This is a genomic window from Dyella sp. (assembly GCF_036746095.1).
Classification (GTDB): Bacteria; Pseudomonadota; Gammaproteobacteria; order Xanthomonadales; family Rhodanobacteraceae; genus Dyella_B.
Map to the genome: position 1 here is coordinate 15902 of NZ_DAIOEU010000056.1, position 15291 is coordinate 31192.

A 15291-nucleotide genomic window follows, 5' to 3' on the forward strand; every position below is an offset into this window, starting at 1 on the left:
GGCTTCGTCGCAATCAGGCGTCGCGCACTATACCGGTTCGCCGGCTGGGTTAAGGAGCCCGCGCTCGATCAGCCAGGTTTTGGCATTTTCCGCATCGTGCTCGAACCAGGCGCAGGCCGAGCCGAGCCGGAAGGTATAGCCCCAGGCATCCATGTCGGCCATGAGGCGTTCGCGCCCCACGCCAGGAAGCACATCGCCCAGCACGATCTGCAGATAGCAGGCGGCGTCTTCTTCCTCGATCGAATCGGTCGCATCGGTGTGCACTCCGCCACGGCGCTGTGGTGGCAGCACGATCAGGTGGCCGGCCTCGTGCAGCACCGAGTGCACCGGGGTGTCACCGCGTGCGTAAACGGTGTGGCCGATGATGCCGGCTTCGTCGTCGCCCCAGAAACTGCCGGGGATCGCTTCGCCATCGGCGACGAGTGTGAGGCTCAGGCCGTGGCGGGCGAGCAGGGATTCGACGGCGGTACGGTCGATGTCCGCGAGGCGGAGGATGGACGTTGGCATGAAGTGGCCCGAACCGGTTCCCTCCCTGGCATGCAGGGGGGAACAGATCGCGTGAGTGGTAGCGCTTAGGTCGCCGGGTTTCCTGCCGGCTTGCCATCCGGCAAGGCTACCGACAGCTCCAGCACCTCATGCCCGCTGTCGCGCTCGACATTGATGTTGATCGCATCCAGGTCCACGTTGACGTACTTCTTGATGACTTCGAGCAGTTCGTTGCGCAACAGCGGCAGATAATCCGGTGCGCCGCGTGTGGAGCGCTCCTGCGCCACGATGATGCGCAGGCGTTCCTTCGCCACGACGGCGGTCGGTTCGGGCTTGCGCTTTAGAAAATCGAGAATGCCCATGGCGTTCAACCTCCGAACACGCGCTGGAAGAAGCCCTTCTTGGGTGCATCGAGAAAGCGCATCGGGCGGGTTTCGCCGAGCAGGCGGGCGACGGTGTCGCGATAGGCATGGCCAGCGTTGGAATTTTCGTCGAGGATCACCGGCACGCCGGAGTTGGACGCGGCCAGCACGTTTTCCGATTCGGGGATCACGCCGATCACGCTGATGCCGAGGATTTCTTCCACGTCTTTCACGCTAAGCATTTCACCCTGTTCGACGCGCGCGGGGTTGTAGCGCGTCAATAGCAGGTGCTGGGTGACGGTGCCGTCGCCGCGTTCGGCGCGGCGGGTCTTGCTGGCGAGCAGGCCGAGGATGCGATCGGAGTCGCGTACCGACGAGACCTCCGGATTGACCACCACCATCGCGTGATCGGCGAAGTACATCGCCAGGTGCGCGCCTTTCTCGATGCCGGCGGGCGAATCGCAGATGACGTAGTCGAAACCCTCCTTGCCCAGCTCGTCGAGCACTTTCTCCACGCCTTCCTGCGTGAGCGCGTCTTTGTCGCGCGTCTGGCTGGCGGCGAGCACGTAGAGGTTGTCGTGGCGCTTGTCCTTGATCAGCGACTGCTTGATGGTGGCCTCGCCCTGGATCACATTGACGAAGTCATACACCACGCGACGCTCGCAGCCCATGATCAGGTCCAGGTTGCGCAGGCCGACGTCGAAGTCGATCACGGCCACTTTTTTGCCGCTCATCGCCAGGCCCGTGGCAAGCGACGCGCTGGTGGTGGTCTTGCCCACGCCGCCCTTGCCGGACGTCACAACGATAATCTCAGCACTCAAGGCTCATCTCCGGAAAATATGTTCTTCTAATAAGTTGTGCTCTGAATGAATCAGGGCACCGGTTACTTCAGCGGTGCAATCAGCAGTTTTTCGCCATCGAGCCAGCATTGCACGGATTGGCCTTCCAGGTCTTTGGGTATCTGCTCGAACACGCGGTAATGGCCGGCGATGGCGACCAGCTCCGCGCGGAAATCCGAGATGAAAATACGCGCTTTCGTATCGCCTTGCGCACCGGCCATGGCACGGCCCTTCAGGCTGCCGTAAACATGGATGCTGCCGTCGGCGATCACTTCGGCGGCATTGGCGACGGTGCCGACCACGATCAAGTCGCGGTCGCGCGCATACACCTGTTGCCCGGAACGGATCGTGCCGTCGTGGCGCTGCGCACCCACCGAGCCAGCGGGTTCGGCGAGCACGGGCTCGCGTATGGGTGCCGGTGCCGGTGCCGGTGCGGGCGCTGCGGCGGACGGGGTGGGCGGTGCAATGCTGCCGCCGTCGGCCGGCTCATACGCGGCGCGAAACTTGGCGATCAACGGCAGGCCCATGCGTTGCGCCAGCGCTTCGGTGGCGCTGGTGCCATAGGCAAGGCCGACCGGCAACATGCCGGCGCTGCGTACCGCTTCGAGCAGGGCGTCGACGATGCCGTCGTCCGGCAGGTTGAGCAGATGGCTTAGATCCAACACCACTGCCGCGCGCGAAAACAGCTGCGGCGCGGAGCGAACACGGCGCTCCAATTCCTCGCACAGGGCTGCGGCATCAGGCCGCCGGATACGCACACAGGCAATGCCGACCTGCCCGAAACGCAGATCGCAGGCGTCAGAGGTTTCCATTATTGAGCCTGCCCTCATATTCCCACTGCCCCACGCCGGAATCTGTTTGCCCGCAGGCCAAGGAGGAACGAGGGAGCGTATGTCGATACGTAACGGGGTGATGACGCAGGCATGTGGGCAAACAGATCCGGCCCGAAGGTTTGTTCCTGTGCGGCCGTCAGGTGGCAGCGCGCGGCTTGACTTGACGGCCGGTCACGCGCTGTCACCTGGCGACCGCACAGAAACAATGCGGGGTATTGGGAGTATGGGGGCAGGCTCACATTCATGAACGCCGCTCTCCGACGAGGCGGCGCGTGTGGGAGTCTTGGTTGGCCAACGGGAGGTCGCGACCCGCCAGCCAGGAAAGGTCGGGCAGGCCGTCGTGTTCCAGGTAGGTGTCACGCACGTAGGTGTAACTGGGCAGATCCTTGGCGAGCAGGCTCACCTGCGGACCGCGTTCGCCCATGCGCTGCTGGCCGACTTCCTGGAAGCCGTAGGTGCCATGGAACACCACGACCACGTCGTCGGCCGGTTCCAGGAATACTTCGCAGGTCAGCAGAGGTACGCGCACTTCGGCATAGCTGTTCACGTCGCAATAGAAAATGCGGCCCAGGCCATGGCGGCGGTACGCATTGGCGATCACGATGCGGTCGATGTAGACGAACGACGGGTAGTGCTCGCCGAACCACAGGTAATTGGGGCTGACGTAATCGCGCCCGTTGCGCAGGGCAATCAGAAAGCCGGCGAGATGACCGTCGATTTCGGCCACGCGGAAGTAATCGGCGTGTTCGTAGAAGTAGCGCAACCGTTCGGCGTCCAGGGCGAGGATGGAGCGACCGGCAGTGTTGTTGAGTGCCAGGACGGCATCCAGGTCGTGCTCGCGCACGTCGCGGATGGCAAGGGCCATTCGTTGCTCCGCAGTAGTGTGGTGGCTAGTCAGACCGACTGACGGCCCAGCTCCCCGGCATTATGGCATGCGACTTCGGACGGCACATCCCGTATTGCGGCATGTAAAAGGTTTGTAAAAACAAGGAACCGGGCATCGCGAAGGGGGGCGCTCGATGACCTCCATGCCCGTTCTGTCCCATTTTCCGAAGCCCTGTTTACACCGCCCACACGTGACTTCCCGCGCATGACACCCCGCCCCCGCGCAGGCCTATGATGGGCGCATGGGCATGTCCAACTTCAATCACATACGGCTTTTGCGTATCACGGGGCTCGTCGCCTATTTGTGTGACGGCACGCCGCTGTTCACCAGCTGGGCGACAGAGCGGCTGGATTTTCTGCAGCGGCCCAATTTCTCGCTGCTGCTGTGGACCCTCTCTTATCTGCTGTTCGGCGTCTTGTACCTGGTGATCACCAACAACCTTGGTGCCCGCACCCACGTCTGGGCACGGCTGATTGGCCTGCTGTTGCTTACCGCCACCGCGGTGATGGTGGGGTGGTATAGCCATAGTGGTTTATCTGCGGCGCTGTTGGTGGTGGTGGCAGTAGTTCTGCCTTGGCTGGTGCCGTTCTGGGCGGGCGTGGCCTGGATAGTGCTGCAGCTGATTAGCATGGCGGCCGTGTTTTCGACGTTCGCCGAGCTCAAGCACAGCATTTTGCTCGGCACGCTACAGGCATGCATCTATACGGCTTTTGCCGTAATTGGTTTTGTGGCTTCGCTGGTGGCAGTCCAACTGGCGGAGGAACGCGAGGCACAGCGGCGGCTTAACTCCGAATTGCGCTCTACTCGCGCACTGCTGGCCGAATCCACCCGCATCGCCGAGCGCATGCGCATCGCGCGCGAGCTGCACGACGTGATCGGCCATCACCTGACGGCACTCAGCCTCAATCTGGAAGTGGCCAGCCATCTCAGCAACGAATCGGCATCCGTGCACGTGCGCAAGGCGCAAAGCACGGCGCGCTTGCTGCTGGCCGACGTGCGCGAAGCGGTGAGCGAATTGCGCCAGGACGATGCGATCGACCTGACCCAGGCCCTGCAAAGCCTGATCGACGGCGTGCCCAGCCTGCACGTGCACCTGACCATCCCGCCGCGCTTCAGCGTGGAAGACCCGCGCCGCGCGCAGGTGCTGCTGCGCTGCGTGCAGGAGATCATCACCAACACGGCTCGCCATGCCGGTGCCCGGAACTTGTGGCTCGCCTTTACCTATGAAGACGAGACCCTGCTCAGCCTGTGCGCGCGCGACGATGGCCGCGGCGCCAGCGGCATCACGCCGGGCAACGGGCTCTCGGGCATGCGCGAGCGCCTGGCCGAATTTGGCGGCAACGTCATCATGGAGAGCGGGGTAGGGCAGGGTTTTGCGCTCAGCATCCGTCTTCCACTAGGGGAACCTTCGGTGCTGGCCCACACACCGTCCCGGTTCGAGCCCCCTGCATTGAGCCTTACTTGATGACTTGCCAGAATTTCATAAGACGTAGAGCCTGTTTACGATCCCTGCGCAGTCCGCACCGAGAACTGCTGGCCCAACGCGGGCTACGCATGGATCGTAAACAGGCTCTAGCAAGTCGTTTCTGCTGCGAGGATCCGCAATGATTTCCGTTTGTCTTGTCGACGACCAGAACCTGGTGCGCCAGGGTGTGCGCTCACTGCTTGATCTGGCCGAGGACATTCGCGTGGTGGCCGAGTGCGCCGACGGCGTGCAGGCCGTGCAGGATATTCCGCGCATCAAGCCCGACGTCGTGCTGCTGGACCTGCGCATGCCCAACATGAGCGGCCTGGAAGTGCTGCAGGCGCTGGCGGCGCGCAATGAGTTGCCACCCACCATCATCCTCACCACCTTCGATGACGACCAGCTCGTGCTGCAGGGGCTGAAGGCCGGCGCGCGGGGCTATTTGCTGAAAGACGTCTCGCTGGAGCAATTGGTGGAAGCCGTGCGCACCGTGGCGCATGGTGGTTCGCTGGTCGCGCCGATGGTCACCCAGCGCCTGCTGGCCGGGGTAGGCCGCATCCATAACCAGTTCACCAGCCTGGAACAGCCCGATCCACTGACCGAACGCGAGACGGAGATCCTGCGCCTGCTATCGGGTGGCTATAGCAACAAGGAAATCGCCAATTCGCTCAAAGTGGCCGAAGGCACGGTGAAAAACCACGTTTCCAACATTCTTTCCAAGCTCGGCGTGCGCGATCGAACGCGCGCGGTACTCAAGGCATTGGAACTGGGCATCGTCTGATCCCGCCGATGACTTCAGATCGTCAGAAAATGCTGCGTAGCAACGCAGCTACGGGCCTTGTCGGCCCGTAGCGTTCCTTCGCGCGAGCAAGTACCATCGGCAGCTTAAGGATGCTCTGATCAATTCCACGCAAGCATCACCGACCCTGTCTGCCCGCATGCCTTCAGTTCGCCGGCTCGACAGACAGCCAATCTGCCTCGCCAGCGGCCCTATGGCCTGCGAACAGATAAGGCCGGTGACGCCCGCGCTGAATTGATCAGAGCATCCTGGCGCCGGCCGACCCCCGTCCTGATGCGGTTTCCCTCGTTGGAAGACCACCCGAAGGCGGTCCGTTCCGACCTGCGCTTTCCATCGCAGCTAGAGAGACGTCTCGGAGAAACCTGGAATGACGCGTGTTCTGGAATTCATCGTTGCCCTCATCATCGTCGTCGTGGTCGGCGTCGTGGTGGGCATCATCATGCCTGGCAGTGGCCACGTTGAACGATCATTGGTGGTAAGCAAAGACCTGCGCCAGGTCTACGACATGGTGTCCAACTTCCGTACTTTCCCCGACTACGGCGTGCTGCGCGCATACGATGCGAGAACCCAGTACACCCTTTCTGGCAGCAGCTTCGGTCCGGGCTCGGAGATCAGCTGGAGCAGCCAGGACCAAAAGGTCGGCGACGGCAAGCTGACCATCGCCAACGCCACGCCGGCGTTCAACAAGATCGACAGCACCGTCAACAGTGCACAGCTCATCTGGAACGTGGACAACGCCTGGCGCGGCAGCGACAAGCACTTCACGCTCGATCTGCTGCGCCAGGGCAACACCGGCAAGCTGACCAAGGTCACCTGGTCGTATGACGTGAGCTACGGCTTCAACCTGATGGACCGCTACTCCAACCTGTACATCCATGGCCAGCCCGACGCCTTCATCCAGTACAGCTTGAACAACCTGCAGAACGCGTTGGCCAGTGTGCCGAACGTCGACTACAGCGACCTGGTTCCGTACATGGAGCAGCCCAAGGCAACGCCGGTGCTGCTGGTCTCCACCCAGATCAACCTCAAGGGTGGCCTGATCGACGCCATGAACGATGCCGTGCCGGCCGCCGAGAACGAAATCAAGGCAGCGGCGAAGAAGCTGGGCGTGAACATCACCGGTCCGCGCATCATCTACACCACCAACTTTGGCGACCAGACCTATTCGTTCGACGTGGCGATGCCGATCGACAACGCCAACCTCAACGTCAACGGCCAGAGCTACCAGCTGGCGCCGCAAACCCCGCCGTCGCTGGAAAGCCAGGTGGCTTCCGCCAGCACCAGCGCCACCCCGGCCAATGCGCCCGCGCTGAATCCTGGCGACAAGGATCGCAATGGCCGCCTGGTGATCGACAACAACGTGCGCGCCATGCTGGCCTTCGGCAAGCCGGCGCTGATGGCGAAGTGGAACGGCACCATCGTCGGTGTGAAGAACACCCGCGAGCAGCTCGAAGCCTATGCGCAGACACATGGCTTGAAGTTCAACGAAATCACCGACAGCAGCTACGACATCGAAGTGCAGCCCGAGGTGAAGGACAACTCCGGCAACATCACCACTTACGCCCAGTACGAAGTGTATCTGCCGGTGGCCGACCTCCAGGGCGTTACGGGCGGTGCCGTACCGCAGCAGACGCCGGAACAGCAGGCTGGCATGAAGCAGCCAGGCGTGTTGAGCAACAATCCGCAGCCCGCTTCCAGCAGCAGCGCACCGGCCCCGGCCAGCAGCGCGGCGAAGTAAACAACTCGCCGCACGATCCAAAGAGCCCTCCCTCGTGGAGGGCTTTTTCATTGTCGTCACACCGCCTTGTGCGCCTCGGCGAACTTTGCTGCGTGCTTGCGGTACATTGCGGTGCGGTTCCTTTCGCGAGCGAACATGATCGAGACCGACAAGCTCACCAAGCGCTACGGCCATTTGACGGCGGTGGATGCGCTCAGCATCTACGCCGAGCCGGGACAGGTGCTCGGCCTGCTAGGGCCTAACGGCGCCGGCAAGACCACGGCGATGCGCATGATCGCCGGCTTCCTCTCGCCCAGCGCGGGCACCGCGCGCGTCTGTGGCCACGACGTGATCAAGGAGCCGATGAAAGCCAAGCGTGCGCTCGGCTATCTCCCGGAGGGCGCACCTAGCTACGGTGAAATGACGGTGCGCGAATTCCTGGTGTTCATCATGCGCATGCGTGGGCTGCGTTCCGATGTGGGGCGGCGTCGGTTCGATGAAGTGGTCAGCCACTTGCAGTTGGAAGAAGCGCTGGACGTCAGCGTGGAAACCTTGTCCAAGGGCTTGCGCCGCCGCGTGGGCCTGGCGCAAGCGATCCTGCATGATCCGCCGGTGCTGATGCTGGACGAACCCACCGATGGTCTCGATCCCAACCAGAAGCATGCGGTGCGCCGCCTGATCGACACGATGGCGCGCGAGCGCACGATCCTGATTTCCACGCACCTGCTCGAAGAAGTGCATGCGCTATGCAATCGCGTGGTGATCATTGCGGGCGGGCAGCTGCGCGCCGATGCCACGCCCGCCGAACTGGAAGCGCGTTCGCGCTATCACGGTGCGGTGTCCTTCAGCGCGGCAGGCAGCGGTGTATCGCAGGAAATGCTGGGGCGCTTGCCGCAGGTGGCAGGCATCGAAGTGGATCCATTGGACGGCCGCATCACGGTTTTTCCCAAGCCCGGCGAGCGGATCCTGGAACCGGTCGAAACCTTGCTGCGCCAGCAAGGGCTGGAGATTTCCGAAATCCAGCTGGAACGTGGGCGCCTGGACGAAGTGTTTCGCCAGATCACCCTCGGCAATGAAACGGGGGGCGCGCCATGAATCCCATCACCGCAGTCATGCGCCGCGAACTGCGCAGCTATTTCGTGACGCCGGTAGCGTACGTGTTCCTGGTGATCTTCCTGGTGCTCGCCGGCATCCTCACGTTCTACGTCGGCGATTTCTACGATCGTAGCGTGGCCGATCTGCAACCGTTCTTCGTGATGCACTCATGGCTTTACCTGATCCTGGTGCCGGCCGTGTCGATGCGTCTGTGGTCGGAAGAGGCAAAGTCCGGCACGCTGGAATTGCTGCTTACGCTGCCGATCAACCTATGGCAGGCGATGCTGGGCAAATTCCTTGCCGCATGGCTGTTCATCGGCCTGGCCCTGCTGCTCACGTTTCCTGTCTGGATCACCGTCAATTACCTGGGCTCGCCGGACAACGGCATCATCGTCGCCGGCTACATCGGCAGCTGGCTGATGGCTGGCGCGTTCCTGGCGATCGGCGCGTGCCTGTCCACGGTGACCAGCAGCCAGGTGGTGGCTTTTATCCTGACTGCCGTCGTGTGCGTGCTGCTGATACTTGCAGGCCAGTCGCAAGTGCTGGATTTTTTCCAGGGCAGCCTGCCGCGCAAGCTGGTAAACGGCGTGGCGCACCTGTCGATGCTTCGGCATTACGAAGCCATCGCGCGCGGTGTGCTCGATGTGCGCGATCTGTTGTATTTCATCCTCACTATTGCGGCGTGGCTGACCGCTGGCGTGCTGGTGCTCGACATGAAGCGGAGTCATTGACATGTTCGGGCTCCCTTTGCGGCGACGTACTGTATTGATCAGCGGACTGGTCGCGCTGATCGTGGCCTATTGCAGCCTCACGCTCGTCACCAGCCGCTGGCTGGCGCCGGAACGCTTCGACCTGACCCAGGATGGCCTTTATACGCTGTCGCCGGGAACGCGGCAGATCGTCGACGGCGTGAAGCGTCCGCTATGGCTCACCTTGTATTTCTCGCAGCACGCGACGAAGGACCTGCCGCAGTGGCGCAGCTACGAAGCGCGCGTCGCGGAAATGCTGCAGGAAATCGTGGCCCGTTCGCACGGCCGTATCCGGCTGCAGATCGTGGATCCCGTGCCTTATTCGGATGACGAGGCCAGCGCAGAGGGCAATGGCCTTACACCGCTCAGCGGCGGCAGCAATGGCGAACGCATTTTCTTCGGTCTGGTTGGCACCACGCGACCGCCCACAAGCGAGGCCGCTGCCGATTATCGGGCCGATTACCCGCAAGCGAAGCAAGGCAAGCCGATGGATCGAACGCTGCCGATTCCATTTTTCGATCCCAACCGCGAAACCTTTCTCGAATACGACATCGCCAAGCTGCTGTACCAGTTGAGCGAGCCGGAACGCCCGCGTGTCGGCATCATTACCGACCTGCCGGTCATGGGTGATCCGGCGCAGAACGCCCAGCCCTGGACGGTGGTGCGGCAACTGCAACAGCAGTTCGACGTGCAGATGATCGGCACGGACAAGCTCAAGCAGATCGACCATGGCATCCAGGTGCTGTTGCTGATTCATCCCAAGGATTTACCCACCAGCGTGCAGTACGCGCTGGACCAATACGTGCTGCGCGGTGGGCACTTGGTGGTATTCGTCGATCCCTTCTCGGAATCCGATCCCGTGCCGCTGGTGAACGATCCGACCAGCGCCACCAACAACCACAGTTCCAACCTGCCGCGCTTGTTTGCCGATTGGGGTGTGTCGTTCAGTCCGGATCAAGTGGTGCTCGATCGTGGGCGTGCCTTGCAGATCGAGTTGGCCGGAACCAATCTGGCGCATCCGGCCATGCTTGGGCTGGGGGCGTCGGAGTTGAACCGCGACGATGTGATCACTGCCAGCCTGCAACGCATCAATGTATCCAGCGCCGGACACTTTGATCTCCTGCCGAATACGGGTAGCCGGTTGATTCCGCTGATGCAAAGCAGTTCGGATGCGGAAGTGGTGCCCACGCAGCGCGTGATCGAGGCCAGCGCCAATCCATCCGCCCTGCTGGATGGCTATCAGCCGCAAAACCAGAACTATGTGATCGCCGCGCGTCTGCGCGGTACCTTTGCCAGTGCGTTTCCGGAATTCGCCAGGCGGCCGGGGCACGTCGCCAAGTCGCCGGCGAACGCCGAGGTGATTCTGGTCGCCGATACCGATCTGCTGACCGATCGCCTGTGGGTGGAAGCGCAGCAAAGCTATTTCGGCCAGCCGATGCTCAGCGCCTTCGCCAACAACGGCGATTTCATCAGCAACATGGTGGACAACCTGACGGGTTCCTCCGCGCTGCTGTCCATCCGCGGCCGCTCCACCTCGCAACGCCCGTTTACACGCGTGCAGGCACTGCGCAGCGCAGCGGATCGCAAATTCCTGCAAAAGGAACGGGAGCTGCAAGGCGAGCTGGCCGATACCAAGCGCCGCCTGGAGGAATTGCAGCCCAACAAGGGCGCGCGCGATACCTCGACCAGCGCCGAGCAGAAGCAGGAAATCGAGCAATTCCTGCAGCGCCAGCTGGCGATCAGCAAGGAACTGCGCGACGTGCAGCATCAGCTCAATGCGGAGATCGATGCCTTGGGCACGCGGCTGAAGGTGATCAATATCGTGCTGCTGCCGGCATTGATTACATTGCTGGGATTGGCGTACGGCTGGCGGCGTACACGACGGAATCGACGCCAGCGTGGCGGGTGACGGCGATATGCCGCAGGGCTGCCTCGCTCATAATGCGGATACGCTGGTGGTTCGATAGGTGGCATGCATGAAAGCGCGCATTTCCTCAGGCCGTCATTCCCGCGAAAGCGGGAATCCATCTTTGCTCTTTGCATTGGAGCTACATGGATTCCCGCTTTCGCGGGAATGACGGCCCTAGAGGGGCAAGGTGCTTTGGCGGCAAGCTAAAAGCTGCGAGGAATAATGTAGAAAAGCGATGGCTGCCATCCTTCTCAAATGGCTCACTCCCTGGGAATTCTCCTGGGTCTTCCTCGCCACCTTCCTGTGCGCCTGCGTGCTGTATTGGCGCGGTTCCCACCGGCTGAGGGTGAGTACGGGACGCAAGCTGGCCTTCTGGCTTGGCATGGCGATGGTCTATCTCAGCCTGCAGACCTATTTCGATTTCTATGCCGAGCATGAGTTCTTCATGCATCGCATCCAGCAGTTGCTGTTGCATCATCTGGCCCCGCTGATCATCGTGGCGTCTTACCCAGGTTCGGTATTGCGCGCAGGCTTGCCATGGACGTGGCGCATCCGCGCGCTGCGTCCGGCCCTGCGCAGTTGGCCGTGGCGATTGGTCAGCGCCGTACTGCTCAATCCTGCCATCGCTACCATCCTGTTCGTGGCCTTCATATTGGTGTGGTTGATTCCTTCGGCGCAAACCCTGGCCATGCTCGACTGGCGCGTGTATCGCTTCATGAACTGGTCGATGATCGTCAGCGGTTTCGTGTACTGGTGGCTGGTGCTCGATCACCGGCCGCGCCCGCCGGGGCGCATGCTTCCCGGCCTGCGCGTGCTGTCGCCGGGCATCACCATGACACCGCAGATCCTGGCTGGCGCGATCATCACTTTTTCCAAGACCGATCTTTATCCGATTTTTGAAATCTGCGGCCGCGCGTTCGACTTCAACGTCTTCACCGGCCAGCTGATCGGCGGCATCATCATCTGGGTGCCGGCGGCGACCATTGAAACCATTGGCGGCTTGCTGGCCATGCGGCAATGGCTGCGGTTGTCGCGCAGTGGACGCATTCGGCGACAGGCGCAAGCACGAACCATGGCGCGATCACAGATTGCGCCAGGCGGCGCAAACAGCTGATTCACCGCACTTGCATGAGCCGGCGCGCGGTAAAGTGCGCTTCCGAGGGATAGCCGAACGCATTGTTGATATAGGTGACGCCATCGATCGTCACCTGGCGATTCACATGGCTATGCCCATATACGTGGAGGCTTGAGCCAAGCCCGCGCAGCTGCGACTCCAAGACGGTTGTGCCCAGCACCGGGTAGATCTTCCTGTGCTTGTCAGGAATGCGTTCCGGCATCAGGTCGATGCGCGGCAGGAAGTGGGAGAACGTGATAATCCGACGCGCGTTTTGCAATGCTAGCGATGACAGCGACGGGTTTTGCTGCGTAAAGAACCGCGTCAAGCTGGCTTCGTCATGCCCAGGCCATTGGCAGTTGCGATAGTCGGCCCAGGCGGCCTTGAGGTAGTCGTCTGCCGCGCCGAAGGAATAGTCATACCAGCCAAGCAACGGCACGATCGCGAGCTCATCTTTGCGGTAAATATCCGTGTGTACGCCATGTTCCCGCGTTGCCGCGAGTAGGGCTTCCAGCTTCGCGAAGGAATCGGGCAGACGCTCGCGATTGATCCACAGGTCGTGGTTGCCTGGCACGAACAGTACGGCGGAAAAGCGTTTGGTCAGTGCGCTGAACGCATCTTCAAGCAGCGTGAGTCGATCGGAAACGTCACCGGCAAGCAGTAATACGTCATCGTTGTATTCCTGCACTGGCAATTGCTGCAGCCATTCGCGATTGGCCGCATAGTCCAGATGCAAGTCAGAGATCGCGAAAACACGCATGGTGTTCAATCGGCCGTGTTGGCTGGTCGAACCAGGAAAGGTACGGCAAGCTGGCTGCCATCGGCGAAGCTGAGCGTGATCTCGACCGTATCGCCCGGTTTCAACGGACGCGCCGCCTGTTGCAGCATCAGATGGTAGCTGGCCGGCGCCAGCGATACCTGCCCGTGCGCCGGAACGACCAGGCGATCGAGCATGTGCATGTCGCTGTTGCCAGCTGGATCGGTCGTGCTCTGATGCAGCATCACCGAACCGTACGCGGCGCTGTGTGCGGAAACCAGCGTGGCGGCGGATGAGCCTTGATTGTCCAGCGTCACATAGGCACCGGCCGGGAGATTGGTCGGCAACAGGCGAATCCATGCGTGATTCGCCTTGATGTGATCGGCTTGCGCCGCATGCACGCTTGGCGCAAGCAATGTCATGAATCCAATCAACCATGCATGGCGTTTCATGTTGCGTCCCCAGGACTCAACAGCAGATGCAGATCGTGCACCAGCTTGTCTTGCGAATCCGTGGGTGTGGCCAGCAGGCGAGCCTTGCCATGCGCGTCAAAAATATAGATGCCCGAACTGTGGCTGACGTCATAGCTGCCGCCTGCCTTGTCCGGTTCGCGGCTGAAGGCTGCGCGGTAGCGCTTGGTGAGCGCTTCGATATCGGCGGCTGAACCAGTCAGGCCCACCACGTGCGGATCGAATGCCGTGACGTACGCGTGCAGCGCCTCGGGCGTATCCCGTGCCGGGTCCACGCTCACGAACAGAATCTGCGCGCCATCGGCCAGTTTGCCCAGGCGCTGCATCACGACATGCAAATGCGCAAGCGTCAGTGGGCAGACATCCGGGCAATGCGTGTAGCCAAAGTAGAGCAGGGTTACTTTTCCCTGAAAATCCGCCGCCGTGACGGACTTGCCCTGATCGTTGGTGAGCTGGAAGGCGAGATCCGGCATGTGCCCGGAGATATCCGTGAGCTGCCATGGCGCCGCTTGCTGCGACTGGCATGCAGCGAACACCATGCTGATGACGAGCAGGGCTGCCAAGCGGGCGAAACGCAAGAGCTTCATGCAAGAATTCCTTCGCTGGAACCTGCCCAGGATACGCCAGGCGCCACCGTTTCAGCGCTTTCCATGCCATGGGAAACCCTGTCGATGCGACAACTTGTCCAATCCCACAATGGACTGCTCGTAGGCCTTGCCGGAGCAAGCGCCGTATTGCTGGGCGCCTTCGGTGCGCACGCGCTCAAGGATGTGCTGGACGCAACACAGCGCGAACTCTGGCATACAGCGGTGCAATATCACTTCTGGCATGCCCTGGCGCTTGCCGCGGCGACGTTTGTTCGGGCGAGCAAGGCGCGCCGTATAGCCACATGGGCTTTCGCGCTTGGCATCGTGATGTTTAGCGGAAGCTTGTATGCCATGGCATTGGGGGCGCCGCGATGGGTTGGCATCGTGACGCCCCTTGGCGGTGTGGCGTTTATCGTGGGCTGGCTTGCATTGGGTATGAGCTTGCGGACGCGACCGGATTCAGCGTGATTCGTCGTCCGCCAACGGCTTTATCTTGCCGGGCTTTAACCGGCCGTTGGCGTGCAAGGCCTGGCGCAAGACGTATTCGATTTGCGCATTCACGCTTCTGAGTTCGTCGTCGGCCCAGCGCTGCATCGCTTCCAGCACGACCGGACTGATGCGTAGCGGATAGGCTTTTTTTTCAACCGGCATGAGGCGTCAGTGATAGAGCGTGCCGGTATTGATCACCGGTTGCGTGCCGCGTTCTCCGCATAGAACGACCAGCAGGTTGCTGACCATCGCGGCCTTGCGCTCTTCATCCAGATCGACGACGCCCTGGCTGCGCAATTTTTCCAACGCCATGGCGACGATCCCGACCGCACCTTGCACGATGCGCGTACGCGCCGCCACGATCGCGCTGGCCTGTTGACGCTGCAGCATGGCCTGTGCGATTTCCTGCGCGTAGGCGAGGTGGCTGATGCGTGCTTCCATGACCCGTACGCCAGCGCGATCCAAGCGCGCCTGGATTTCGTCACGCAGATGATTGTTGATGATGTCGCCATGGCTGCGCAGTGACGGCTTGCCATCCTCATGCGCATCGTAGGCATAGCTTTGCGCCATCTGGCGCAGCGCGGATTCGCTTTGGATGGTGACGAAGTTTTCGTAGTTGTCGACGCAGAACACGGCCTCTCCGGTATCCACGACCTGCCACACGACGATGGTCGCAATTTCGATCGGATTGCCGTCGCTGTCGTTGACCTTGAGCTTGCCGCTTTCGAAGTTGC

At 61.7% G+C, this 15291-nt stretch carries 18 protein-coding genes; 8 read left to right on the top strand and 10 right to left on the bottom strand.

All coding sequences use genetic code 11. The features are described 5' to 3' along the window. Positions 1–27 precede the first annotated feature (27 nt). The 5 genes from V7M64_RS17975 to V7M64_RS17995 all read right to left on the bottom strand — a co-directional run bounded on the left by V7M64_RS17975 (position 28) and on the right by V7M64_RS17995 (position 3385). Complete coding sequence (locus tag V7M64_RS17975) at positions 28–507, bottom strand: hypothetical protein (protein WP_333681026.1); 480 nt, start codon at positions 505–507, stop codon at positions 28–30. 65 nt (positions 508–572) lie between these two features. Then, positions 573–848, bottom strand: a complete 276-nt coding sequence (gene minE, locus V7M64_RS17980; RefSeq protein WP_324149517.1) for a cell division topological specificity factor MinE — start codon at positions 846–848, stop codon at positions 573–575. A gap of 5 nt (positions 849–853) precedes the next feature. Then, positions 854–1669, bottom strand: coding sequence for a septum site-determining protein MinD (gene minD / locus V7M64_RS17985; protein WP_333681030.1), 816 nt, complete (start codon positions 1667–1669; stop codon positions 854–856). Positions 1670–1731: 62 nt separating this feature from the next. After that, positions 1732–2499: a septum site-determining protein MinC gene (minC, locus tag V7M64_RS17990; protein WP_333681031.1), complete on the bottom strand. Its 768-nt coding sequence runs from the start codon at positions 2497–2499 to the stop codon at positions 1732–1734. Positions 2500–2761: 262 nt separating this feature from the next. Next, a complete protein-coding gene (locus tag V7M64_RS17995) occupies positions 2762–3385 on the bottom strand; it encodes a GNAT family N-acetyltransferase (RefSeq protein WP_333681033.1) in 624 nt (207 codons plus the stop codon). 262 nt (positions 3386–3647) lie between these two features. Between V7M64_RS17995 and V7M64_RS18000 the strand changes: the two genes are divergently transcribed. From V7M64_RS18000 to V7M64_RS18030, 7 genes are all read left to right on the top strand, one after another. Continuing rightward, complete coding sequence (locus V7M64_RS18000) at positions 3648–4871, top strand: sensor histidine kinase (RefSeq protein ID WP_333681035.1); 1224 nt, start codon at positions 3648–3650, stop codon at positions 4869–4871. 139 nt (positions 4872–5010) lie between these two features. Then, positions 5011–5652, top strand: coding sequence for a response regulator transcription factor (locus tag V7M64_RS18005; protein ID WP_333681037.1), 642 nt, complete (start codon positions 5011–5013; stop codon positions 5650–5652). A gap of 385 nt (positions 5653–6037) precedes the next feature. Further along, positions 6038–7408 (top strand): polyketide cyclase, encoded by a 1371-nt coding sequence (locus V7M64_RS18010; protein WP_333681039.1) that lies wholly within the window; start codon positions 6038–6040, stop codon positions 7406–7408. A gap of 135 nt (positions 7409–7543) precedes the next feature. Next, on the top strand, positions 7544–8482 hold the full coding sequence (locus tag V7M64_RS18015) for an ABC transporter ATP-binding protein (RefSeq protein WP_333681041.1): 939 nt from the start codon (positions 7544–7546) through the stop codon (positions 8480–8482). After that, entirely contained in the window at positions 8479–9213 is a 735-nt protein-coding gene (locus V7M64_RS18020; protein WP_333681042.1) for an ABC transporter permease subunit, read from the top strand. The genes V7M64_RS18015 and V7M64_RS18020 overlap by 4 nt, the downstream gene beginning before the upstream one ends. 1 nt (position 9214) lies before the next feature. Continuing rightward, positions 9215–11140 carry a Gldg family protein gene (locus tag V7M64_RS18025; protein WP_333681044.1) on the top strand — a complete coding sequence of 642 codons (1926 nt, stop codon included), beginning with the start codon at positions 9215–9217 and terminating at the stop codon, positions 11138–11140. A 235-nt stretch (positions 11141–11375) separates the two neighbouring features. Continuing rightward, positions 11376–12254: a cytochrome c oxidase assembly protein gene (locus V7M64_RS18030; RefSeq protein ID WP_333681045.1), complete on the top strand. Its 879-nt coding sequence runs from the start codon at positions 11376–11378 to the stop codon at positions 12252–12254. Between the two features lies 1 nt (position 12255). On the opposite strand, the gene V7M64_RS18035 is transcribed toward V7M64_RS18030, so the two are convergent. Genes V7M64_RS18035 through V7M64_RS18045 form a run of 3 tightly spaced genes read right to left on the bottom strand, consistent with a single transcriptional unit; the run spans position 12256 to position 14068 of the window. Further along, positions 12256–13014, bottom strand: a complete 759-nt coding sequence (locus V7M64_RS18035) for a metallophosphoesterase (protein WP_333681047.1) — start codon at positions 13012–13014, stop codon at positions 12256–12258. A 5-nt stretch (positions 13015–13019) separates the two neighbouring features. Then, positions 13020–13463: a copper chaperone PCu(A)C gene (locus V7M64_RS18040; protein WP_333681049.1), complete on the bottom strand. Its 444-nt coding sequence runs from the start codon at positions 13461–13463 to the stop codon at positions 13020–13022. After that, a complete protein-coding gene (locus V7M64_RS18045; RefSeq protein ID WP_333681051.1) occupies positions 13460–14068 on the bottom strand; it encodes an SCO family protein in 609 nt (202 codons plus the stop codon). Before V7M64_RS18045 ends, V7M64_RS18040 begins: the two co-directional genes overlap by 4 nt. Before the next feature lie 84 nt (positions 14069–14152). Here V7M64_RS18045 and V7M64_RS18050 point away from each other — a divergent pair, with 84 nt between their 5' ends. Further along, on the top strand, positions 14153–14536 hold the full coding sequence (locus V7M64_RS18050) for a DUF423 domain-containing protein (RefSeq protein WP_333681053.1): 384 nt from the start codon (positions 14153–14155) through the stop codon (positions 14534–14536). Here the strand turns inward: V7M64_RS18050 and V7M64_RS18055 are convergent. Continuing rightward, a complete protein-coding gene (locus V7M64_RS18055) occupies positions 14528–14719 on the bottom strand; it encodes an Arc family DNA binding domain-containing protein (protein WP_333681055.1) in 192 nt (63 codons plus the stop codon). The two genes, V7M64_RS18050 and V7M64_RS18055, sit on opposite strands and share 9 nt — an antisense overlap. A 6-nt stretch (positions 14720–14725) precedes the next feature. Beyond that, on the bottom strand, positions 14726–15291 hold a 566-nt coding region (locus V7M64_RS18060), incomplete at its 5' end, for an SPFH domain-containing protein (protein ID WP_333681056.1).